The sequence below is a fragment of the Sandaracinobacter sp. T42 genome (assembly GCF_059115405.1).
The window spans coordinates 1,001,114-1,022,521 of sequence record NZ_CM181101.1; the positions used below are offsets into that span (position 1 = coordinate 1,001,114).

Sequence of the window (21,408 nt, forward strand, 5' to 3'; positions counted from 1 at the left end):
CTTCGCACTTGTGCCGGAAGGCCGTTGTGCGCGAGATGCACCCGATTCACGGACTGGACGGGAGCGATCGATGCGCAAGTTGCTGGCGGCGGGGCTGATGGGGGTTGCGGGCGCCTGTGCGCAGGCCGGGTCCCCGGGTTCTGCGCAATCCGGGCCGCCCGTGGTTGCCTTCGAGGTGCCGGACGAGCCCGGCATCGCGCAGGAGGTGTGGGCGACCGGGCTGAACCGCCCCTGGGGCATCGCCTGGCTGCCCGACGGGCGGGCGCTGGTGACGGAGCGCGGCGGCACGCTGCGGATCCTGGGGGCCGACGGCAAGCCGGGCGCGCCGGTGGAGGGCGTGCCGGCGGTGGCGGCGGTGGGGCAGGGCGGGCTGCTGGATGTGGCCGTGCATCCGCGCTTTGCCGCGAACGGCCAGGTTTATCTGAGCCATGCCGTTGGCGACCCGAAGGCCAACATGACGGCGCTTTCGCGCGGGGTTCTGAAGGGCAATTCGCTGGTGGAGGTGACGGAACTGTTCCGCAACCCGCAGGCGAAGACGGGCGGCGCGCATTTCGGATCGCGGCTGCTGTGGCTGCCCGATGGCACGCTGCTGATGAGCGTGGGGGATGGCGGCAACCCCAATATCCAGCTGGACGGCCAAAACATCCGCAACAATGCGCAGAATCCGAACGCCTATTTCGGCAAGGTGCTGCGGCTGACGGCGGACGGCACGCCGGCGCCGGGCAACCCCGGCGCGGATGCATCGAAGGGCTGGGACGCGCGGCTGTTCAGCATCGGCCATCGCAATGTGCAGGGGCTGGCGCTGGATTCGAAGACCGGCGCGATCTGGGCGACGGAACATGGCGCGCGCGGCGGCGACGAGCTGAACCGCCTGTCTGCCGGCGGCAATTACGGCTGGCCGCTGGTGACCTATTCCATGGAATATTCGGGCCAGCCGATCACTTCCGAGCGATCCCGGCCTGGGTTCCGCGACCCTGTTTCGGTATGGGTTCCCTCCATCGCGGCGTCGGGACTGGCGGTCTATCGCGGCGCGCGGCTGAAGGCGCTGGACGGCGCGCTGCTCGCGGGCGGGCTGATGAGCCAGGATTTGCGGGTGATCCGCATCGGCAAGGACGGGCGGCCGACGGGCGAGACGCGGATCCGGATCGGGGCGCGGGTGCGCGACGTGGCGCAGGGCCCGGATGGCAATGTCTATGTGCTGACGGACGAGGAAGCGGGGCGGATCATCCGGCTGACGCCAGCGCGGTGAGCGCCGGCCAGCCGCTGGCCGTGACATAGAGGCCGGTGCCGATCACGACGAGCGCGAACAGCTTCGTGAGGCGGTCCTTCGCGCCGGCCATCCGCTTGCCCAGTCCGATTCCGGCGAACGCGCCCGCCGCGCCGCCCGCGACCATCAGGCCGGTCAGCGCCCAATCCACATGGCCGGCCAGCGCATAGCTGGCGGCCGTGGTGGCGCCCAGCGCGAACACCACCACCAGCGAAGTGCCGACCGCGTAGCCGATGGGCATGGCCGTCGCCAGCATCAGCGCCGGCACGATCAGGAAGCCGCCGCCGATGCCGAAGAAGCCCGCGAAGAGGCCGACGAGTAGGCCCAGGGGCACCAGCCGCGGCAGCAGCAGGCGCGCGGTTCCGCGCGTGAGCCGGACATCGGGGTTCGGGGCGGACCGCCGCGGGCGCAGCATCGACAGGCCGACCGCCAGCATCAGCAGGCCGAACAGGGCGAGCAGCAGATCGGGATCGGTCGCCTTTCCGGCCTGCGCGCCTGCCCATGCGCCGAGGCTGCCGCTGGCCGCGAACACGAGTGCGCAGTTCCATTTCACATTGCCGGCGCGCGCATGGCCCGCCAGCCCCAGCAGCGCCGACAGCGAGACGGCGACCGCCGCCGTGCCGATGGCGGCATGGGCATCGGGCACACCCACCCCATAGACGAGAAGCGGCACGGCGATGATCGAGCCGCCCGCGCCGATGAGGCCGAGGATGAGGCCGATGGCGGCACCGGCGCCGAGCGCGGGCAACAGGAAGGCAGGCATGACGGCTTGACCTTTATATTAGATTTTCCTAATTTAATTGGATTGCCGACCCTGTCAATCCGCGAGACCAGCATGACCGCCGAGATCAAGGCCTTCTTCGACGAACCGACCAACACCGTGAGCTATCTGCTGTGGGATCCGCAGACACGCGACGCGGCGATCCTGGATTCCGTGCTGGATTTCGATCAGCCTTCGGGGCGGATCGCGACCCGGTCGGCCGATGCGGTTCTGGCGGCCGTGGCGGAGCGGGGCCTTGCGGTTCGCTGGATCCTGGAAACCCATGCCCATGCCGATCATCTGTCGGCCGCGGGCTATCTGAAGGCGAAGACGGGTGCGCCCATCGGAATCGGCGCCAACATCGGGGCGGTGCAGGCCATCTTCCGGCCGCGCTTCGGAATCGAGGGCGAGGCCGACCGTTTCGACCGGCTGCTGGCGGACGGAGAGCGCATCCCGCTGGGCGGGCTTTCGATCGAGGTGATCGCAACGCCGGGGCATACGCCGGCCTGCGTGAGCTATCGGGTGGGGGATGCGGTGTTCGTGGGCGACACGCTGTTCATGCCGGATTACGGCACCGCGCGCTGCGATTTCCCCGGCGGGGATGCGAAGGCGCTCTATGCTTCAATCCGCAGGCTGCTGGCGCTGCCGGGCGAAACCCGGCTGTTCCTGTGCCACGACTACAAGGCCCCGGGCCGGGACCATTTCGCCTGGGAAACCACCGTTGCGGCGCAGCGGGCGGCGAATGTGCATGTGCACGACGGCGTGGGCGAGGCGGATTTCGTGGCGATGCGGGCCGCGCGCGATGCAACACTGGCCGCGCCGAAGCTGATCCTGCCGTCCATCCAGGTGAACATCGAGGGCGGGCGGCTGCCCGCACCGGGCAGGGACGGGGTGAGGCGACTGGCCCTGCCGCTGAGGGTGCCGGCGGATTACACGGAATTGTAGGAAGCTTTGGGCACTTTACTTGTAGGAGATAATTTGCCCTAATCTTCCTATGGATCCGGTTCGCAACCCCTTCGCGCCCGGGGCGGGCACGCGCCCCCCGGAACTGGCCGGGCGTGACGAGCTTGTGGAACGGGCGGCCGTGGCGCTGGATCGCATCGCGCTGGGCCGACCCGCGCGCAGTTTCATCCTTTATGGCCTGCGCGGCACGGGCAAGACCGTGCTGCTGGGCGAGATCCGCCGTGATGCGGAGGCGCGGGGACTGCAGACGGTGCGGATCGAGGCGCCGGAGGGGCGATCGCTGCCGGCCATGCTGGCGGCCCCGCTGCGGGCGCTGCTGCTGAAGCTGGACCGGATGGAATCGGCGAAGGCGGGCGCGCGCAAGGCGCTGCGCGCGCTGGCGAGCTTCGCGAAGCTGAAGGTCGCCTATCAGGACATCGAAGTGACCATCGATGCCGAGCCCGAGAAGGGCGTGGCGGATTCGGGCGATCTGGAAGTGGATCTGACCGAGCTGCTGCTGGCGGTGGGCGAGGCCGCGAAGGAGCGCGGAACGGCGGCGATCCTGACCATCGACGAAATCCAGTATGTAAAGGACACGGAGATGGCGGCGCTGATTTCGGCGTTGCATGCGGTTGCGCAGGCGCAGCTGCCGGTGGGAATGGTGGCGGCCGGGCTGCCGCAGCTGCTGGGGCAGATGGGGCGGGCGAAAAGCTATGCCGAGCGCCTGTTCGAATATGTGGAGGTGGCGGCGCTTGCCCCCGGCGCGGCGCGCAACGCCATCGTGATCCCGATCGAGCGCGAGGAGGAGGCGATCGAGCCGGCCGCCGTGGATGCCATCGTGGCCGCGACTCAGGGCTATCCCTATTTCCTTCAGGAATGGGGCAAGCATGCCTGGGATCTGGCCTTTGCTTCCCCCATCAGCATGCTGGATGTGGAAAACGCCGGCGTCACCGCGCTGGCGGAGCTGGACGCCAGCTTCTTCCGGGTGCGGTTCGACCGGCTGACGCCATCCGAGAAGCGCTACATGCGCGCCATGGCCGAACTGGGGCCCGGGCCGCACCGGTCAGGCGACATTGCCGAGATGCTGGGCAAGCAGGTGACCCAGCTGGCGCCGATCCGCAACAGCCTGATCCGCAAGGGCATGCTGTATTCGCCTGCCCATGGCGACACGGCCTTCACCGTGCCCATGTTCGACCAGTTCATGAAGCGGATCATGCCGGACCGGGGCTGAACGGGCGACTCCGGCCTGTCATAAATCTGTCGTAAGGGCCGGGGCCATGCTGGATGCGCGAAAAGGCTTCAGGGGCGACGATCCGATGCGGGCGCTGGGGATCCGGCCGCCTGCCCCGGCGGTGACGGCCGATCAGCAGGCGCGGATCGCGGCACTGCTGCTGGACGGGCTGTCGCCGGACGCCATCATGCCGCTGATGCTGCGCGAAGGTGCGCCGCTGGCGGCGCTGACGGCGGAGATCGAGGCGGCGCGCGACCATCCCTATCTGAAGGCGGCCAGGCTGTTGCAGGCGCGGCTGGCGAAGCGGGACTGGCTGCTGGAATCGCGCGCGAAGCTGGAGCGGATGGGGGCGGCGGACATTCCCGTGCGCGACCGGCTTTCGCCGGAGGCCTTCTTCGCCGGTCATTACACGACCCTGACCCCGGTTGTGCTGACCGGCCTGACCGATCATTGGCCAGGGCGCGGCTGGACGCTGGAGACGCTGGCGCAGAAAGTCGGCAATCCGGAGATCGAGGTGCAGATGGACCGGGAGGCGGACCCGGACTTCGAGCTGAACTCCATCGCGCACAAGCGGCGGATGCGCTGGCATGATGTGCTGGCGAAGCTGGCCGCCGATCCCGACACCAACGATTTCTATGTGACGGCGAACAATTCGGGGCTGAACCGGCGGGCGCTGGATCCGCTGTGGCGCGACGTGGGCGATCTGCCCGGCTACCTGGGGCCGAGCCATCTGGGCGACGGCTTCTTCTGGATGGGGCCGAGGGGCACGGTGACGCCCTGGCACCATGATCTGACGCAGAATCTGCTGGTGAACATGGTGGGGCGCAAGCGGGTGGCGATGGTTTCGCCTTCGGAAACGCACCGCATGCGGAACCACCGCCACTGCTTCAGCCGCTTTGGCGCGGATGCCGGCCTTTCGGACGTGCCGGCGGCGGAACGGCCCCGCATCCTGACAGTGGACATCGGCCCGGGCGATATCCTGTTCATCCCCGTCGGCTGGTGGCACCATGTGACGGGGCTGAGCCTGACGATCGGGATGAGCTTTACCAACTTCGTCTGGGACAATGGGTTCACCGGCTTTTACGCCAGCGAAGGGCCGCTCTGACGGAGGCGCTCTGGCGGGGGCGGCGCGCGATCCGCCGGAATGCCGGTGGACGGCCATCATTGTATACAATAGAGGAGCCTGACACCGCCCCGGGGATCGCCGGAGCGGTGCTGCGGGACGAGGATGATGTCCAAGGCTTCTGATCATGCCTATGCCCGGATCCGGGCCGGCATCACGGGCGGCGAGTGGGGGCCGGGAACGCCGCTGCGCGAGGCGGAGCTGGCTGTCCTTTGCGGTGTTTCCCGAACGCCTGTCCGCGAGGCGCTGCGGCGGCTGGAGGCGGAATTCCTGGTGCGCCGGAGCGACGGGGCCCGCAGCTATGTGGCGGACTGGTCGGCCGATGACGTGGCCGATCTGTTCGAGTTGCGCGCGATCCTGGAAGGGCATGCGGCCGCGCGGGCGGCTGCGCGGATCACGCCGGCGGAACTGCGCGAACTGGACGGGGTGAACCGGGATCTTGGGCAGGCGATCGCCGCGGGCGACCCCGAAGGATTTCTGGCCGCGAACCGGCGGTTTCACGCAACGGTGCTGGGGGCCGCCCGTTCGCCCCGGCTGGCGCAGATCCTGGGCGCGCTGGTGGAGCAGCCCGTGGTGCGCCGCACGGCGCGGCACTATGGCCGCGACGAATTCGCGCGCAGCCATGCCGAGCATGCCGCCCTGATCGACGCCTTCCGCGCCCGCGACGCACAATGGGCGGAAAGCCTGATGACAGGGCATGTCCGCCGGGCTTTCCATGCCTTTTCCACGGCCGCAGACGGGCGTGGCGGCAACGATTTGTGACAGTTCGGGGGGTGGCGCGGGCGGCCTGAGTCGCGTTAACCAGACGTCAGGGTCGGCAACCAAGAGCCAAAAAGGTGTTGGTCGCCATGAATAATGTCGCGTCGGACTGGAACTCTGCCGAATTTCGTCGCCAGCGCAACGCGCGCGAGGCGCTCGAACGTCTCCTCGATAATCCGGAAGGCCTGCACCACGGCCGGGCTGCCGAACTGCTGCGGCAGGCTGCCGCGCAGGATGAGCGCATCGCCATCCGCTGCGAGCGGATGGCGGCGGAACGCGGCCGGCTTCAGAATGTGGCCGGCTGGATGGCGGTGGCCGGCGCCCTGGTGGCGGTGGTGCTGATCATCTTCGTGTCCATGGCGCGCCTGCCGATGATCGATCAGGCGCTGCTGATCCTGGCGGCGGGCCTTTCGGTCGCGATGTTCCGGCTGGTCGTGCAGCCGGGGCGGCCGGTGCTTGGCACTCAGATGATGCTGCAGCTGATGCTGACCCTGTTCCTGATTCTGGCTGTCGGCGCCGAACCCTTCGGCGCGGCGGTCGCCCTGCTGGGCTGGGCAGCTGCGTTCGGCCGCGGCTGGGTGGAGGCCCGCGCCCGGCGGATCGACCTTGCCGAGATGGAACTGGCCATGAAGGTGCGCGGCGCCGACGCCCGCCGCGCCCATATGCAGATGCGCCGCGCCGCCGCGATCTGATCCGACAGGATCATCTGACCGGACAGGATCAGAAGCCGGATCAACCGGCCACGATCCGCCCGCTGCCGGACCCGGCAGCGGGCGGATCCGTGTGTCAGATCACGCCTTCGCGCGACAGGGTCGCCAGTTCGTCGTCGCCGAGGCCGAGCATGTTCCGGTAGATTTCCTGGTTGAACGCGCCCGGCGGCGGACCCGGCCAGTTCACCTTGCCCGGCGTTTCCGACAGCTTCGGAAACACATTCTGCATCACCAGATTGGCGAATTCCGGATGGGCGACCTTCACCAGCGCTTCCCGCGCGGCGAAATGCGGATCGGCCAGCATGTCGGGCGCCTTGTAGATCTTGCCGGCGGGAACGCCGCTGGCTTCCATCGCGGCGAGCACCCCGGCCGAAGTCTGCGTGCGGGTCCAGTCCGCGATCAGCGCGTCGAGTTCGGCCTGGTTGCGGCCGCGTGCGGCGTGTGTGGCGAAGCGCGCATCCTTCGCCAGTTCGGGCCGGCCCATCGCCTGCGCCAGCCGGGCCCAGATACTGTCCTGGTTGGCGCCGATCAGGATGTCGCCATCCGCGCAGGGATAGACGTTGGACGGGGCAATGCCGGGCAGGATCGAGCCGGTGCGTTCGCGGATCAGGCCCGCTTCGCTGTATTCCGGCACCGTCGATTCCATCATCGCCAGCACTGATTCGTAGATGGCGGAATCCACGACCTGACCCTGCCCGGTGCGGTGGCGGTGGTGCAGCGCCATCATCGCGCCCAGGCAGGCGAAGGTCGCGGCGAGCGAGTCGCCGATCGACAGGCCGACGCGGCTGGGCGGGGCCGAGGGATCGCCCGCGAGGTTGCGGATGCCGCCCATTGCTTCCCCGATGGAGCCATAGCCCGCGCGCGGGGCGTAGGGCCCGGTCTGTCCATAGCCCGACACGCGGATCATGATGAGGCCGGGATTGGTAGCGGCGAGCGTTTCATAGCCGAGGCCCCATTTTTCCATGGTGCCGGGGCGGAAATTCTCCAGAACGAAATCGGACCGGGTTGCCAGCCGCTTCAGCAGCGCCTGACCGCGTTCGTCGCGCAGGTTCAGCGTGATCGTCTTCTTGTTGCGGCCGATGACGGGGAACCAGACAGGCTTGCCCTGGCCCCACTGGCGCATCGGATCGCCCTGTTCCCCATCGCCCGGCTGCGCCGGCGCCTCGATCTTGATGACCTCGCAGCCGTGATCGGCCATGAGCTGGCCGCAGAAGGGCCCGGCGATCAGTTGCCCCATCTCGATCAGCCTGAGGCCGTCGAGCGCCCCCTGTGCCATTGCCTGAACCCTTCCATCTGCCGGCTTGCCGCCTGTTGCGGGCGGTCCTATAGCCGAATTCGGCAATTGTATACAATTGAGTTGGTCCAATGCGGGGCGAGGAGAAGGCGATGGGGCCGGTTGAAGTGGTCGAAGTCGGCGCGCGGGACGGCCTGCAGAACGAGCGCGAGATCATCGGGACCGACGGCAAGCTGGGCCTGATCGGGCGGCTGGTGGCCGCCGGCATCCGCCGCATCGAGGTGGCGAGTTTCGTGAACCCCGCGCGCGTGCCGCAGATGGCAGACGGCGAGGCGGTGATTGCGGCGCTGCCCGACCTGCCGGATGTCAGCTACATCGGCCTGTGCCTGAACAAGCGCGGCGTGCTGCGGGCGCTGGCGACGCGCGAGGGCGGCAAGCGGGGCGTGGACGAGGCCGGCTGCGTGCTGGTCGCTTCCGACAGCTTCGGGATGAAGAACCAGGGGCAGACCATCGAGGAGGGCATCCGCGAGAACCGGGAGATGCTGAAGCTGGCGCGCGAGGGCGGGCTGGTGCCGCAGGTGACGATCTCGGCCGCGTTCGGCTGCCCGTTCGAAGGGCATGTGCCGCCGGAAACCGTCGCCCGGCTGGCAGGCGAGATGGCCGATGCGGGCGCGGTGGAAATCGCCATCGCCGACACCATCGGGGTGGGGGTGCCGGCACAGGTGGCCGATCTGGTGGGCCGGGTGCGCGAAGCCGCCCCCGGCATCCGCCTGCGCGCGCATTTCCACAACACGCGCGGCACGGGCATCGCCAACGCCTGGGCAGCCTATGAAGCCGGTGTGGAGGTGCTGGATTCGAGCCTTGGCGGGCTTGGCGGCTGCCCCTTCGCGCCGCGCGCCACCGGCAACATCTCGACGGAAGAGCTTGTCTATCTGATGGATCGTTCCGGCGTGGCGACGGGGATCGACCTTGAAGCCCTGATCACGGCCAACCACTGGTTCGAGACGGTGCTGGGGCGCACGATGCCATCGCTGGTCGCGCGGGCCGGAAACTGGACCGGGGCGCCGACGGCCTGACCGCCCCCGCCTGAGGGAACACCCCCCGGCCTTCAGGCGGTGGTTGCGTAGCCGCCGTCTGCGGTGACGGTGGCGCCGCAGAGGTAGCCCGACGCCTTGGAGCCGAGGAAGAGGGCGACGCCGGCCATGTCCTGCTCGCTGCCCCAGCGGGCCATGGGGGTGAATTTCAGGGCGTTGTTGTTGATTTCGTCGGCGATGCCGGCCGTCATCTTCGAGGGGAAATAGCCGGGCGCGATGGCATTCACCTGGATGTTCCGGGCGGCGAGATTCTTCGCCATCATGCGGGTGAGGTGGAGGACGCCGGCCTTGGAGGCGGCGTAGCTGTAGGTTTCGATGGGGGAGACATGCTGGCCGTCGATCGAGCCGATGTTGATGATCTTTGCGTTGTCTTCGGGCGTGGCGGCGGCCTCCAGCAGGCGGATCAGCTTCTGCGAGAGGAAGAAGACGGACTTCAGGTTGATGTCCATCACCTTGTCCCAGCCGAGTTCGGGGAACTCGTCGAAGGTGCCGCCCCAGCTGGCGCCGGCGTTGTTGAAGAGGACATGGACCTTGTCTGTGTGCTTTGCGACTTCGGCGGCGAAGCGGTCGATTTCGGACATCTGCGAAAGGTCTGCCGGAATGGCGATCGCGGCATCGCCCAGCCGGGCGGCGAGGCCTTCGACATCGGCGGCCTTGCGGCTGGTGAGGATGACCTTCGCACCGTTTTCGACATAGGCGCGGGCGATCATTTCGCCGATCCCGCGGCTGCCGCCGGTGATGACGACGATTTTTCCGGCGACGGAGAAGAGATCGTTGATCCTGAGCGACATGTGCGGGTTCCTCTAGACGGGTTCGCCCGCCGCGCGCGCCCGTTCGAGGCGGGTCGCTTCGGCGGTGGGCAGGTTGCGATAGACATAGAGCATGCAGGCGAGTGGCAACGGCGCCAGCAGGGTGGTGGCGATGAGGGCATGGCCCAGATCGCCCAGCAGTTCCGACATCCGGCCGATCAGGAACGGCCCGAGGCCCAGCCCGATGACGGTGGTGCCCAGGAAGAAGGTGGCGGTGGAGGCGCCGCGCATGCGCGGCAGCACCAGATCCTGCGCGGTGGCGCCCGCGACACCGACCCACAGCGAGCCGAAGAGCGAGACCATGAAGGCCCACAGGTAGAACAGGGTGATGGACGTGGTGGTGTATTGCAGCAGGATGAAGGGGATCGGCAGCAGGATGGTCGCGAAACCGATCAGGATCCGCCCGGCCGGGTTCTTGCGGCGGAAGGTGTCAGCCAGTTTGCCGCCGATGATGATGGAGAGGAAGCCGCTGAGTGCGCCGCCCCCGCCCAGGAAGAAGCCGGCGACCGCCTTGTCCACGCCGAAGGTGCGGATGGCGTAGGCGACGCCCCAGAAGCCATGGGCATAGCCCGTCATGGAGATCATGCCGAAGCCCAGCACCAGCGCAAGGAAGGTGGGGGTGCCCCAGATGAGGGCGTGGGTTGGCCTGTCGCGGTGCTTCAGCGACTGCGACCAGGAAAAGACGGCATAGCCCGCCAGGCCCAGCGCCAGCCATTGCGGCCAGTTGCCGGTGAAATGGGACATGCCCGCGAAGAACAGCGCGGCGACGGCGAGGCCGACGAGGTTGGTGATCACCGCCTTGCGGCCGTGGGTGGCGGCGTGGAAGATGGTGAGCGGCGGCAGCACGCTGGACAGTTCGTTCAGGAACTTGGGGAACGGGTTCGGCTCGGACGGCATGACGATGCCTTCCGAAAGCCCCCGGATCGGTTCCTTCAGCGTGGCGACCCACAGCGCCAGCAGCAGGCCGGGGATGCCCACCGCCATGAAGGCCGCCTGCCAGCCGACGAGGCCGAGCGGCCCGCCATCGGGGAAGGCCGCGTTCCAGCGTTCCACCGTGAGGCCGCCGACAAACAGCGACAGGCCGCCGCCGATGTAGATGCCGGAGGAATAGATGGAGAGGGCGGTGGCGCGCTGTTCCTTGGGGAAATAATCGGACAGGACGGAATAGGCGACGGGCGAGGCGGAGGCTTCGCCGACGCCGACGCCGATGCGGGCGGCGGCGAGCTGGGCGAAGTTGCCGGCGAGGCCGGACAGCGCCGTCATCCCCGACCAGAGCGTGAGGCCGATGGTGAGCAGGCGCATGCGGTGCCACATGTCTGCCAGGCGGCCCAGCGGGATGCCGAACAGCGCATAGAAGACGCCGAACACCGTGCCGTAGAGGAAGCCGAGTTCGGAATCGCTGACGCCCAGATGGGCCTTTATGTCCTCAGCCAGGATCGCCATGATCTGGCGGTCGATGAAGTTGAAGACATAGACGAGAACCAGGACGCCCAGGACGTACCAGCTGTAGGGGCCGCCGACACGGGCTTTTGCTTCGGCGATTTCGGCTTCCGTCGGCTGCATCACGTCTCCCTCGTGTCCCTTGAGCCCGGGCCTAGCAGGCGGTTTCCGCCAGTCAAACGCCTATTTTTCGGGGATTCAGGTTCATGCGAACCGGCGGGGGGAGGGCCCGGCCAGCCGCTTGCGCCTAGGCCGGGCGCGGCCGGCGGATGAACCGGGCATCAGGGCGGCGCCGACAAGCCGCTGTCGAAAGCCGGACGGCCGCGCTAAGAAGGTCCCCATGCCTGGCCTTTACGACCATGTGCCCCAGCGGCGCGCCATCATCGATCGACGCAAGATCGTGGAGGTTCTGGACAGGGCCGTTGCGGACGCCGCGCCGGAGGGGCGGCGCGCGGCCGTGTCCGCCGTGCTGAAGACGGCGCTGGACGAGGGGCGGGCGGAAATCCGCCGGCGGATCGCCGCCACGCCGGGGCGCGGGCTGGAGATCGCGAGCGCGCAGAGCTTCCTGACCGACCAGATCCTGCGGCTGGCCTATGACGCGACCGTCGGCAGCCTCTATGGCCGGGACAATCCCTCTGCCGCCGAGCGCATCTGCCTGGTGGCGGTGGGTGGCTATGGCCGGGCGGAAATGGCGCCCTATTCCGATGTGGACATCATGTTCCTGTGCCCCCTGCGGCAGACGGCCTGGGTGGAACAGGTGGTGGAGGCGATCCTCTACATCCTGTGGGATCTGGGGCTGAAGGTGGGGCATTCCACCCGCACCGTTGACGACATGATCCGCATGGCGAAGGGCGACCTTACGGTGAAGACGGCGCTGCTGGAGGCGCGCTACCTGTGGGGCGACCAGCAGCTGTACGACGAGGCCAGCCGGCGTTTTGCCACCGACATCATGGCGGGCGAGGCGCGCGCCTTCATCGCGGAAAAGCTGGCCGAGCGGGACGAACGCCACCGCCGGATGGGCGACAGCCGCTATGTGGTGGAGCCGAACATCAAGGACGGCAAGGGCGGCCTGCGTGACCTGCAGACGCTGTTCTGGATCGGCAAGTTCGCCTTCCAGGTGCGCGAGGCGCACGAACTGGTGGCGAAGGGCCTGTTCACCGCCCAGGAATATCGCCAGTTCCAGCGCGCGCAGAACCATCTGTGGGCGGTGCGCATCAACCTGCACGACCTGGCGGGGCGCGCCGAGGAGCGGCTGACCTTCGACATGCAGCGCGAGCTGGCGGTGCGCATGGCCTATGCTAACCGGCCCGGCATGTCGGCGGTGGAGCGTTTCATGCGCCACTACTTCCTGACAGCGCGGACGGTTGGCGGGCTGACGGCCCTGTTCCTGGCGCATCTGGAGGAGCGTTTCGCGCGCAGCGCCTGGATGCCCAAGCTGAAGCGCCGCCCGCGCCGGCTGAACGGCTTCCGGCTGGCGCGCGGCCGGATCGAGGCGCCGGGCGACGATTTCTTCCAGGCCGATCCGGTGCGCCTGATCGAGCTGTTCCAGCTGGCAGCGCAGGAGGGGCTGGAAATCCATCCGATGACGATGCGGCAGGCCGCGCGCGACGAGGGGCTGATCACCGAGAAGGTGCGGCAGGACCGGCGCGCCAACCAGCTGTTCCTTGAGGTGCTGACCTCTCCGCGCGATCCGGAGACGGTGCTGCGCTGGATGAACGAGGCGGGCGTGTTCGGCCGCTTCGTGCCCGACTTCGGCCGGGTCGTCGCCAAGATGCAGTATGACATGTACCATCATTACACGGTGGACGAGCATACGATCCGGGCGATCGGGCTGCTTTCCCGCATCGAGAAGGGCGAGCTGAAGGACGAGCATCCGCTGTCGTCCGCGATCATCCGGCAGATCGTGTCGCGCCGGGTGCTGTATGTGGCGGTGCTGCTGCACGACATCGCCAAGGGCCGCGGCGGGGACCACAGCATCCTGGGCGAGGAAGTGGCACGGCGGCTGTGCCCCCGGCTGGGCCTGACGGCCGCGGAGACGGATACGGTCGCCTGGCTGGTGCGGCAGCATCTGCTGATGTCGGCCACCGCCTTCAAGCGCGATCTGGCGGATTTCAAGACCATCCTCGACTTTGTGGAGGTCGTGGCGTCTGCCGAGCGGCTTCGGCTGCTGCTGGTGCTGACGGTGGTGGACATCCGGGCCGTGGGGCCGGGCGTGTGGAACGGCTGGAAGGCGCAGCTGCTGACCACCCTCTACAATTCGGCCGAGGAAGTGCTGCGGCTGGGCCACAAGCAGACCGGGCGGCACGAGCGGGTGCAGGCGCGGCAGCGTCGCCTGCAGCAGGTGATGGGGTGGAGCGACGACCGCTTTTCAGCCTATGCCCGCCGTTTCGCCGACAGCTACTGGCTGGCGGAGCCCGCCGACGTGCTGGCGGCCAACATGGCGCTGGTGGACGATGCCGACCGGGCCGAACAGGCGATCACGATCCGCTCTCAGCCGGATGTCGCGGCGGGCACCACGCTGGTCACCGTCTATGCCATGGATCACCCGGGCCTGTTCTACCGGATCGCGGGCGGGATCGCGCTGGGCGGGGCGACGATCGTGGATGCGCGCATCCATACCACGCGCGACGGCATGGCGCTGGACAATCTGACGATCCAGGATCCGCTGGGCGGCCCCTTCGACGAGCCGGAGCGGCTGGCGCGGATGGAACAGGCGATAAGGGATTCGCTTGCCGGCAAGGTTCGGCTGGCCGACCGGCTGACGGCGAAGCCGCTGCCGCGGCGGCGGCAGGAAGCCTTCCGCGTGGTGCCGCAGCTGTTCATCGACAACAAGGCTTCGAACCGGTTCACCGTGGTGGAAGTGAACGCGCTGGATCGCCCCGCGCTGCTGTATGCGCTGACCTATGCGCTGTATGGTGCGAAGGTGACGATCCATTCCGCCCATGTCGCGACCTATGGCGAGCGGGCGGTGGACACCTTTTATCTGACGGACCTGACCGGCGAGAAGATCGACGGCGGGGCGCGCATGAAGGCGCTGGAGAAGCGGCTGCTGGAGGTGGCGGCCGCGCCGGGGCAGAAGGTGCCTGAGCCGGCCTGAGGCGATCGCCGGGCCGGGAAAAGGAAAGGCGGGCGTTCAGCCATGTGCCGAACGCCCGCCCTCTGTCGGTCTTGCGGGCGAGAGGGTCGCCCGCGCAGCCGCCTTAGAAGCGATAGTTCACGCCGACCATCACGCGGTCGCGGTTGACGCGCGACTGGGCCGTGGAGCCGAGGGCGGCATCAAGCGCCGAAGAACCGAAGCTGTTGAACTTGGTGTGGCGATATTCGACGCGGGCCGACACATTGTCGGTCAGCATCTGTTCCACACCGCCGCCCAGCGACCAGCCGTCGCGGTTGGTGCTGACGCCGATGCCGTTCACCTGATAGGTGAAGCGGCCATTTTCCCAGCCGCCCTTGCCGTAGATCAGGGTGCGCGGGCTGGCCAGCACGCCGGCACGGGCCAGCAGGCCCAGCGAGCGGCCGCCATCGAAGGTGGTGTTGCCGTCGCGCACCTTGTTGGTGTCGCCGGTCAGGAAGGCTTCGGCGCCGAGGACGAAGTTGTCACCCGTCTTGAAGTCGTAGCCGAGTTGCGCGCCATAGGCGAAGCTGGAGCCCGACTGGCGATCCGAGGCGGTGCCGGTGGCGCCGCGCAGGGTGAAGCGGTTGTTGTCGTGCTGCCAGCCGGCCTGGGCACCGACATACGGCCCGTTGAACGGCTCGGCGGCAGAGGCCTGCGTCGCCACGAACAGGGCCGAAGCGCCGGCGATTGCGAGCGCGAGATTGGTGGCACGTGCCATGAATGGAACCTTTCCTTATTATGAACTTGGCCGGCAGGCGCTGAGGCCTTCGACGTGGCGCCAGAAAGGCCCGCGCGGTTGAAGACTTGCTGAATCCCTTGTTATGCTGAGGTTAATCTTCGGCGTTTCGGGCGGACGAAGTGTGGGTTTTCGTCTGCGGGCAGCGGCAGGCTTCGGCAGACGCCGTCTGTCGATTTCCGGGCTTCGGGGCTGTCGTTGCATATTCCGCCGGGTTCAGCCGGCCGTCCCCGTCAGCGTCCGCCGTGGCGAACTTCGCGATGCCGCTTGCGGCATATTCGCTGAATTGCAGCACCCCGTCTCCGTTGCGGTCCAGCTTGTCATAGTTGCGTCGGCGGGCGTGGAGATATTCGGCCTGGGTGATGCGCCCGTCATCGTCCCGATCGGCGCGGGCAAATCTCTGTTCTTCCTTGTTTTTTTTCTTCCCTGGCGGCGGGAGCGCCAGACTCCCGACAGCCTGGGCGGCCTCGTCCGGGGCCGCCATGACCGCAGGCGTTCCGGTTGACGCGAGGGCGGGTGCGGCATCCGCCCGCCCGCGATCCGCCAAGAGCCACAGCGTGCCGGCCCCAAGCGCCAGAAGCAGGGCGCCGACGATCGCGGCATAACGGCTCGGCCGACCGGAAAACATGCTGTTCGGATCTCCTGCAATGTGGCGCGACATGCGCCATCCGGATCCGACCCCGGCGCATGCCTAGCATGTGCGCCGCGCATGGCAAATATCGGGAAAAGGCTGATTTACGATGCGCGATGCCGGAATGCGGCCAGCGCCATGCGCCACAGGCGGCCTGTACCCGCCCGTCTGGCGAGCGGTTTTCCGGCTTCGAGTCGCTTCCAGTCGTCTGCGGCCAGACGATCAAGCTGCAGAAGCGGCAGCGGCAGGGGATCTTCCGGCGCCGGGGGGAAATCGGGCGGTATCAGGCTGGACAGGCGGGCATCGGCCTGACCCCATCCACCGCGCCACAGCTGCGCCAGCGCCCAGCGCGTGCCGGCGCGGGCGGCGGAGTCGGCCTGGCCGGTGGAGAGCGGCCGGCCGAGGCAGGCGGTCGCCAGCGCCTGGAACAGGGGGCGGCCGCGACCTTCGGCCATCGCGAGCGGATCGAGCGCGCCTTCCGTCAACAGGGGGAGGAATGCATCCTCGATCTGCGACAGTGCGCCCAGATCGACCCCGCGCGGGCGGGCCTCCTGCCGGAGCGCGCGCAGCAGCGGCTGGGGCGGCGCGAGCCGGCCGGCCGAGAGAAGCTCCAGCTGTTCCCGCCACCAGGCGAGGCGGATTTCGGCGAGCATCGGTTCGCGCGCGTCGGCCACCACCCGCATCTGTTCGAGATCATAGGCATGGATGGCGATCAGCGCCGGACGCGCTGCGGCCGGCGCCCACAGGATGGACAGATAGCGTTCGCGGTCGCGGGCCTTCAGATCCGCAAGCAGGCTTTCCGTGTCGTTCAAGCGGCCCGCATCCTGCCGGCGCATGCGCAGGCCGCGCACCTGTCCTGCGTATTGACGACAGTCTGCGGGGCTGTGGGCATTACAAGCTTTCCGTTGTGAACGACCGGGGCGACCCGGTGAACGGGTCGGCATGGTGCGGAGTCTAGCCGCCTGCCCGGGCGGCGAACAGCGCCGAATCAGTTGCCGGACGACAGGGCGATCCCGGCCGTGCGCGCACGATCCCGCGAGAGGCGGGCGAGTGCCTGGATCTGTGCCACTTCTGTGGGATGGGCGGCCGCATACCGGGCCCGCCCCTGCCGTTTCGCCATCAGCACCAGCCCCAGGTTCGCCGGTTCCAGCCGGACGCCGAAATCGGGATGCCCGCCCGGATCGTCGGCCAGGATGCGCCGCATCACGACTTCGCCGAGTTGCGGCGTGAAGATCGACGAATTCCGGTACCAGCGCATCCGGCCATCGGTCTGGCCGGCCGGCACCCGCTCGGTGGTGATGGAGGAGTAGCCGGTGAAATCCCACAGCCGGATCGGGGCAAGGCTGTCCGGATGTTCATTGGCATCCGCGATCGCCAGCGTCAGATCCGTGAGCCAGCGTTCATGGACGGGGTAGAGGCCGGCGGCGCGGACCGCCTCCATCTGGTGGGCGTGCACGGGGGCGGTGAAAATATCGACCTGAACACCAGCCGCCGCCAGGTCGCGTGCAAGCCGGCCGAGCTGTTCGACCCGGCGCGGATCATAATCGAAATCGGCGTAGTGCCAGGGCGCGACCAGATAGCTGCGCACCAGCGCTTCGTTGAAGTTGCGCACGGGCGCCGCCTCGCCCGGGGGGCACTGGTGCAGGCCGGTTTCATGGTCGCAGCTCCGTGCGCCGGACAGGTTGGCCTTCAGGGTCTTCAGAGAAGCCGTGACGGCTTCGGGGCCGACGAGCGAGCGGAGCAGCACCAGCGGCATCCGGTCGCCGTCGAAGCCGGATCGCTCGAAATCGCCCACATGCGCGCGGTCGGCCTCGAACATGGAGAAGCTGATCCCGATGACGACGCGGCGCGGCGGAGTCTCGTCCAGCAGGAAGCGGCCGACCGCCACCAGTTCGGGCGCCGTGGCATCGCGCAGGGCGGCGTTGTAGGCATCGCGCCGGGCGAGGACGGGTGATTGCGGATCGATCCCGGCCCAGGTGCGGGTGCCGCCCAGGATCACCAGATCATGATCGGACCGCCACAGCGCGATCGAGCGAGCGACGCGGCCACCGTTGTCGACGCGATGGGTCTTTTCATCGTTGAAGCCCGGTATCCGGACGAACCCGGTGATGCCGTACGGATCGATCAGCGCCACGAAGGCGGCAACGGCCGCCGTCGCGAGGGTGGCGGCGGCCGAAGCGCGGAAGGACAGGCGCAGGATCGCCGGGGCCTTGCGGGGCCCCGGCATGACCGGCACCGCGCCGATCCGGCTGCCCTGGAATGCAGGCATGGTCGGATGCCCTTCGGCGGAGATTCCATCCTGCGTGACCACGCGGACGATGGTGAGGAACAGGATCTTCAGATCCAGCCACAACGACCAGTGGTCGATATACCAGACATCGTAGCGGAAACGGCGTTCCCACTTCAGTTCGTTGCGGCCATTCACCTGCGCAAGACCGGTGATGCCGGGCTTCACCTCGTGGCGGCGCGCCTGGCGGGCGGTGTAGAGAGCGAGATATTCGACGAGGAGCGGCCGCGGCCCCACGAGGCTCATCTCGCCCTTGAGGACGTTCACCAGAGTTGGCAGTTCGTCGAGGCTGGTGGCGCGCAGGAAGCGCCCGAGACCGGTCAGGCGCGCGGCATCATCGGCGCCGGCAGCTGCGCCGTCCATTGCGGTCATGGTGCGGAATTTCAGGATGGTGAAGGGGCGGCCATGAAGGCCGGGCCGCACCTGCCGGAACAGGACCGGTTCGCCAAGGTGCCACCAGACGGCGGCCGCGACCAGCAGCATCAGCGGAGACAGCAGGACGAGCAGCAGGGCCGCGGCGACGCGATCAAGCACAGCCTTCACCTGTTGCGACAGCTGCCTTCGCATTTGATTGCCGTGCATGGCTCAGCCGCCGCAACAGCGCGGCCGGGCCGATCCTTCGGCAGAATAAGGCGCGCTCCGACCCCGCATGCCAGACCCCTCGATATGCGTCGAGTGATCGCACAAAGCGCTGGGCTGCGCATTTGTTCTTAGGGGTTAGTCGGCGGGGCGGGCCGCAGCCCCTCGCAGGGCTGCGGCCGCGCCGGTCAGCGCGTCAGGCGCTTGTATTGCAGCCGGTGCGGGCGTTCGGCGGCGGGGCCGAGACGGCGCAGCTTGTCGGCCTCGTACATTTCGAAATTGCCCTCGAACCATTCGACATGGCTGTCGCCCTCGAACGCGAGGATGTGGGTGGCGAGGCGATCGAGGAAGAAGCGGTCGTGGCTGATCACCACGGCGCAGCCGGCGAAATTCTCCAGCGCTTCTTCCAGTGCGCGCAGCGTTTCCACGTCGAGGTCGTTGGTGGGTTCGTCGAGCAGCAGGACGTTGCCGCCCTCCTTCAGCATCTTGGCCATGTGGACGCGGTTGCGTTCCCCGCCCGAAAGCTGGCCCACCTTCTTCTGCTGATCCGTGCCCTTGAAGCCGAAGGCGCCGACATAGGCGCGGCTGGACACTTCCTGCTTGCCGAAGCTGAAGCGTTCGTTCCCGCCCGAGACTTCTTCCCACACGGTCTTGTTCGGGTCGAGCGCGTCACGCGACTGGTCCACATAGCCGAGGTGCACCGTCTCACCGATCTTGATGCTGCCGCTGTCGGGCTGTTCCTGGCCGGTGATCATGCGGAACAGCGTGGTTTTGCCCGCGCCGTTCGGGCCGATCACGCCGACGATGCCGCCGGGCGGCAGGGTGAAGGACAGGTCCTCGAACAGCAGCTTGTCGCCATAGGCCTTGGAGAGGCCCGTCGCTTCGATCACCGTGCTGCCCAGCCGTTCCGGGTTGCGGATCAGGATCTGCCGGTCCGAGCTGCGCTGGGCTTCCTGCTTCGCCACCAGTTCGTCGAAGGCCTTGATCCGGGCCTTGGACTTGGTCTGCCGCGCCTTCGGGCTGGAGCGGATCCATTCCAGTTCCTGGTTGATCGCCTTGGTGCGGCTTTCGCTCTCGCGCTCTTCCTGCGCCATGCGCTTGGCCTTGGCTTCGAGCCAGGCGGAATAATTGCCTTCGAAGGGGATGCCCTGCCCGTAATAGAGTTCCAGCACCCAGTTCACGACATTGTCGAGGAAGTAGCGGTCGTGGGTGACGAGGATGACGTTGCCCTTGTATTCCTTCAGATGCTGTTCCAGCCAGCTGACGGATTCGGCGTCGAGGTGGTTGGTGGGTTCGTCCAGCAGCAGGATGTTGGGCTTTTCCAGCAGCAGGCGGCACAGCGCGATGCGGCGCTTTTCCCCGCCCGACAGATTTTCGACCGACCAGTCACCCGGCGGGCAGCGCAGCGCGTCCATGGCGATTTCCAGCTGGTTGTCGAGCGTCCAGCCGTCGACCGCGTCGATCTTTTCCTGGAGGGTGCCCATTTCCTCCATCAGCTTGTCGAAATCGGTGTCGTCCTTCGGATCGCCCATTTCCGCCGAGATGGCGTTGAAGCGGTCGATCATGTCGGCGATGGGACGCACGCCGTCCTTCACATTTTCCAGCACCGTCTTGTTGGGATCCAGCTGCGGCTCCTGCGCGAGATAGCCGACGCGCACGCCTTCGCCGGGCCAGGCCTCGCCCTGGAATTCCGTGTCGATCCCCGCCATAATCTTCATCAGCGTGGACTTGCCCGAGCCGTTGATGCCGATGATGGCGATCTTGGCATCCGGATAGAATTGCAGGTTGATGTTGTTGAGGATCGGCTTGGCGACGCCGGGGAAGGTCTTGGTGAGACCCTTCATCACATAGGAATATTGCTGGGCCACGGTGGTCCTTTGGGGCGGGTGTTCGGGAAGTCGGGGAGGCCCTTAGCGCATCGGCGGGCAGGGTTCAAACGGGTGCTGTGCCGCAGGCCGCTATCGTGATTTCGGCTTTGGCCCGCGCCTTTGCGGGGCCAGCGGCCTGCCTGCCTGTTTTTCCATATCGGCAACCCATTCCTGAGGGCCAAGTGGGCGCCCCGTTCTCAGGCGGGCTTCGATCGTGTCGGCCAGAGCCTCGCCCTCGTCGTCCAGTTCGGCGGCGTTCCAGCCGCGCTTCAGCATCGAACGCCAGTTGCGCACCGCCCGGGATAACCCGGTGATGTCGGTGAGCGGGTCGTCGTCGACGCGCCTGCCAGCCATATGGCTGCGGGCGCTGGACCATTTCCAGTCTTCGGCGCGCTCCACCATGCCTGCGGCGACGGGGTTGTTTTCCACGTAACGGATGGCGGCCAGCAGGTGCGCGCCGCTCATCGGGTAGCTGGCGAAGCGGGACTGGAACAGGTGTCCGCGCCAGCCTTCGCGGAAGTTGATGTGGCGCGTGTAGCGCCGATGCGATTCCGCCAGGGCGGCGCGCAAACCATCCTGATCCCGTGGGAGGAGGACCAGGTGGACGTGATTGTCCATCAGGCACCAGCCGAGGCAGGAAACGCCGGCTTCGCGGCAGGATTGCGCGAGAAGCTGCAGATAGAGCGAGCGATCCTGATCCGTGAAAAAGACCGGAAGCCGGCGATTGCCGCGCTGGGTGACATGATGCGGAACATGCGGGAGAACGATGCGGGCGAGTCTGGCCATCTGGGTGGATTGGCAGAGCGGAAACGATTTGCCTAAT

The 21,408-nt window shown here is 67.7% G+C and carries 18 protein-coding genes; 8 read left to right on the forward strand and 10 right to left on the reverse strand.

What is annotated here, in order from left to right; genetic code table 11:
• Positions 1-70: 70 nt before the first annotated feature.
• Positions 71-1,249 carry a PQQ-dependent sugar dehydrogenase gene (locus ACW9TV_RS04780; protein ID WP_494304709.1) on the forward strand — a complete coding sequence of 393 codons (1,179 nt, stop codon included), beginning with the start codon at positions 71-73 and terminating at the stop codon, positions 1,247-1,249.
• On the opposite strand, the gene ACW9TV_RS04785 is transcribed toward ACW9TV_RS04780, so the two are convergent.
• Positions 1,224-2,030, reverse strand: a complete 807-nt coding sequence (locus ACW9TV_RS04785; RefSeq protein WP_494304710.1) for a sulfite exporter TauE/SafE family protein — start codon at positions 2,028-2,030, stop codon at positions 1,224-1,226. The genes ACW9TV_RS04780 and ACW9TV_RS04785 overlap by 26 nt on opposite strands.
• Before the next feature lie 72 nt (positions 2,031-2,102).
• Between ACW9TV_RS04785 and ACW9TV_RS04790 the strand changes: the two genes are divergently transcribed.
• The 5 genes from ACW9TV_RS04790 to ACW9TV_RS04810 all read left to right on the forward strand — a co-directional run bounded on the left by ACW9TV_RS04790 (position 2,103) and on the right by ACW9TV_RS04810 (position 6,774).
• Positions 2,103-2,972, forward strand: coding sequence for an MBL fold metallo-hydrolase (locus tag ACW9TV_RS04790; RefSeq protein ID WP_494305036.1), 870 nt, complete (start codon positions 2,103-2,105; stop codon positions 2,970-2,972).
• A gap of 49 nt (positions 2,973-3,021) precedes the next feature.
• A complete protein-coding gene (locus tag ACW9TV_RS04795) occupies positions 3,022-4,200 on the forward strand; it encodes an ATP-binding protein (RefSeq protein ID WP_494304711.1) in 1,179 nt (392 codons plus the stop codon).
• A gap of 46 nt (positions 4,201-4,246) precedes the next feature.
• Positions 4,247-5,305: a cupin-like domain-containing protein gene (locus ACW9TV_RS04800; protein ID WP_494304712.1), complete on the forward strand. Its 1,059-nt coding sequence runs from the start codon at positions 4,247-4,249 to the stop codon at positions 5,303-5,305.
• A gap of 126 nt (positions 5,306-5,431) precedes the next feature.
• On the forward strand, positions 5,432-6,085 hold the full coding sequence (locus ACW9TV_RS04805; RefSeq protein WP_494304713.1) for a GntR family transcriptional regulator: 654 nt from the start codon (positions 5,432-5,434) through the stop codon (positions 6,083-6,085).
• A gap of 86 nt (positions 6,086-6,171) precedes the next feature.
• Entirely contained in the window at positions 6,172-6,774 is a 603-nt protein-coding gene (locus ACW9TV_RS04810; RefSeq protein ID WP_494304714.1) for a hypothetical protein, read from the forward strand.
• Positions 6,775-6,868: 94 nt separating this feature from the next.
• Here the strand turns inward: ACW9TV_RS04810 and ACW9TV_RS04815 are convergent, their stop codons facing one another.
• Positions 6,869-8,068: a CaiB/BaiF CoA transferase family protein gene (locus tag ACW9TV_RS04815; RefSeq protein ID WP_494304715.1), complete on the reverse strand. Its 1,200-nt coding sequence runs from the start codon at positions 8,066-8,068 to the stop codon at positions 6,869-6,871.
• Between the two features lie 110 nt (positions 8,069-8,178).
• On the opposite strand from ACW9TV_RS04815, the gene ACW9TV_RS04820 reads away from it, so the two are divergent.
• The gene (locus ACW9TV_RS04820) at positions 8,179-9,102 is read left to right on the forward strand and encodes a hydroxymethylglutaryl-CoA lyase (RefSeq protein ID WP_494304716.1); all 924 of its coding nucleotides are present in this window, start codon (positions 8,179-8,181) and stop codon (positions 9,100-9,102) included.
• Positions 9,103-9,134: 32 nt separating this feature from the next.
• Here ACW9TV_RS04820 and ACW9TV_RS04825 read toward each other — a convergent pair whose 3' ends face one another.
• Positions 9,135-9,911 carry an SDR family oxidoreductase gene (locus tag ACW9TV_RS04825; protein ID WP_494304717.1) on the reverse strand — a complete coding sequence of 259 codons (777 nt, stop codon included), beginning with the start codon at positions 9,909-9,911 and terminating at the stop codon, positions 9,135-9,137.
• Positions 9,912-9,923: 12 nt separating this feature from the next.
• Complete coding sequence (locus tag ACW9TV_RS04830; protein ID WP_494304718.1) at positions 9,924-11,492, reverse strand: spinster family MFS transporter; 1,569 nt, start codon at positions 11,490-11,492, stop codon at positions 9,924-9,926.
• 217 nt (positions 11,493-11,709) lie between these two features.
• Between ACW9TV_RS04830 and ACW9TV_RS04835 the strand changes: the two genes are divergently transcribed.
• Positions 11,710-14,466, forward strand: coding sequence for a [protein-PII] uridylyltransferase (locus tag ACW9TV_RS04835; protein ID WP_494304719.1), 2,757 nt, complete (start codon positions 11,710-11,712; stop codon positions 14,464-14,466).
• A 103-nt stretch (positions 14,467-14,569) separates the two neighbouring features.
• Here the strand turns inward: ACW9TV_RS04835 and ACW9TV_RS04840 are convergent, their stop codons facing one another.
• The 6 genes from ACW9TV_RS04840 to ACW9TV_RS04865 all read right to left on the reverse strand — a co-directional run bounded on the left by ACW9TV_RS04840 (position 14,570) and on the right by ACW9TV_RS04865 (position 21,371).
• Positions 14,570-15,202 (reverse strand): outer membrane protein, encoded by a 633-nt coding sequence (locus ACW9TV_RS04840; RefSeq protein ID WP_494304720.1) that lies wholly within the window; start codon positions 15,200-15,202, stop codon positions 14,570-14,572.
• Positions 15,203-15,314: 112 nt separating this feature from the next.
• Complete coding sequence (locus ACW9TV_RS04845) at positions 15,315-15,881, reverse strand: EF-hand domain-containing protein (protein WP_494304721.1); 567 nt, start codon at positions 15,879-15,881, stop codon at positions 15,315-15,317.
• Positions 15,882-15,955: 74 nt separating this feature from the next.
• Positions 15,956-16,663, reverse strand: a complete 708-nt coding sequence (locus tag ACW9TV_RS04850; RefSeq protein ID WP_494304722.1) for a squalene/phytoene synthase family protein — start codon at positions 16,661-16,663, stop codon at positions 15,956-15,958.
• 176 nt (positions 16,664-16,839) lie between these two features.
• Positions 16,840-18,705 (reverse strand): sugar transferase, encoded by a 1,866-nt coding sequence (locus ACW9TV_RS04855; RefSeq protein ID WP_494304723.1) that lies wholly within the window; start codon positions 18,703-18,705, stop codon positions 16,840-16,842.
• A 200-nt stretch (positions 18,706-18,905) separates the two neighbouring features.
• Positions 18,906-20,585, reverse strand: coding sequence for an energy-dependent translational throttle protein EttA (gene ettA / locus ACW9TV_RS04860; RefSeq protein WP_494304724.1), 1,680 nt, complete (start codon positions 20,583-20,585; stop codon positions 18,906-18,908).
• A 90-nt stretch (positions 20,586-20,675) separates the two neighbouring features.
• Positions 20,676-21,371 (reverse strand): transposase, encoded by a 696-nt coding sequence (locus ACW9TV_RS04865; RefSeq protein ID WP_494304725.1) that lies wholly within the window; start codon positions 21,369-21,371, stop codon positions 20,676-20,678.
• Positions 21,372-21,408: the final 37 nt, after the last annotated feature.

What these genes read in the sequence shown, in the direction of transcription:
- ACW9TV_RS04780 (WP_494304709.1), top strand. Translation starts at nt 71, where the DNA reads ATGCGCAAGTTGCTGGCGGCGGGGCTGATGGGGGTTGCGGGCGCCTGT.
- ACW9TV_RS04785 (WP_494304710.1), bottom strand. Translation starts at nt 2,030, where the DNA reads ATGCCTGCCTTCCTGTTGCCCGCGCTCGGCGCCGGTGCCGCCATCGGC.
- ACW9TV_RS04790 (WP_494305036.1), top strand. Translation starts at nt 2,103, where the DNA reads ATGACCGCCGAGATCAAGGCCTTCTTCGACGAACCGACCAACACCGTG.
- ACW9TV_RS04795 (WP_494304711.1), top strand. Translation starts at nt 3,022, where the DNA reads ATGGATCCGGTTCGCAACCCCTTCGCGCCCGGGGCGGGCACGCGCCCC.
- ACW9TV_RS04800 (WP_494304712.1), top strand. Translation starts at nt 4,247, where the DNA reads ATGCTGGATGCGCGAAAAGGCTTCAGGGGCGACGATCCGATGCGGGCG.
- ACW9TV_RS04805 (WP_494304713.1), top strand. Translation starts at nt 5,432, where the DNA reads ATGTCCAAGGCTTCTGATCATGCCTATGCCCGGATCCGGGCCGGCATC.
- ACW9TV_RS04810 (WP_494304714.1), top strand. Translation starts at nt 6,172, where the DNA reads ATGAATAATGTCGCGTCGGACTGGAACTCTGCCGAATTTCGTCGCCAG.
- ACW9TV_RS04815 (WP_494304715.1), bottom strand. Translation starts at nt 8,068, where the DNA reads ATGGCACAGGGGGCGCTCGACGGCCTCAGGCTGATCGAGATGGGGCAA.
- ACW9TV_RS04820 (WP_494304716.1), top strand. Translation starts at nt 8,179, where the DNA reads ATGGGGCCGGTTGAAGTGGTCGAAGTCGGCGCGCGGGACGGCCTGCAG.
- ACW9TV_RS04825 (WP_494304717.1), bottom strand. Translation starts at nt 9,911, where the DNA reads ATGTCGCTCAGGATCAACGATCTCTTCTCCGTCGCCGGAAAAATCGTC.
- ACW9TV_RS04830 (WP_494304718.1), bottom strand. Translation starts at nt 11,492, where the DNA reads ATGCAGCCGACGGAAGCCGAAATCGCCGAAGCAAAAGCCCGTGTCGGC.
- ACW9TV_RS04835 (WP_494304719.1), top strand. Translation starts at nt 11,710, where the DNA reads ATGCCTGGCCTTTACGACCATGTGCCCCAGCGGCGCGCCATCATCGAT.
- ACW9TV_RS04840 (WP_494304720.1), bottom strand. Translation starts at nt 15,202, where the DNA reads ATGGCACGTGCCACCAATCTCGCGCTCGCAATCGCCGGCGCTTCGGCC.
- ACW9TV_RS04845 (WP_494304721.1), bottom strand. Translation starts at nt 15,881, where the DNA reads ATGTCGCGCCACATTGCAGGAGATCCGAACAGCATGTTTTCCGGTCGG.
- ACW9TV_RS04855 (WP_494304723.1), bottom strand. Translation starts at nt 18,705, where the DNA reads ATGCGAAGGCAGCTGTCGCAACAGGTGAAGGCTGTGCTTGATCGCGTC.
- ACW9TV_RS04865 (WP_494304725.1), bottom strand. Translation starts at nt 21,371, where the DNA reads ATGGCCAGACTCGCCCGCATCGTTCTCCCGCATGTTCCGCATCATGTC.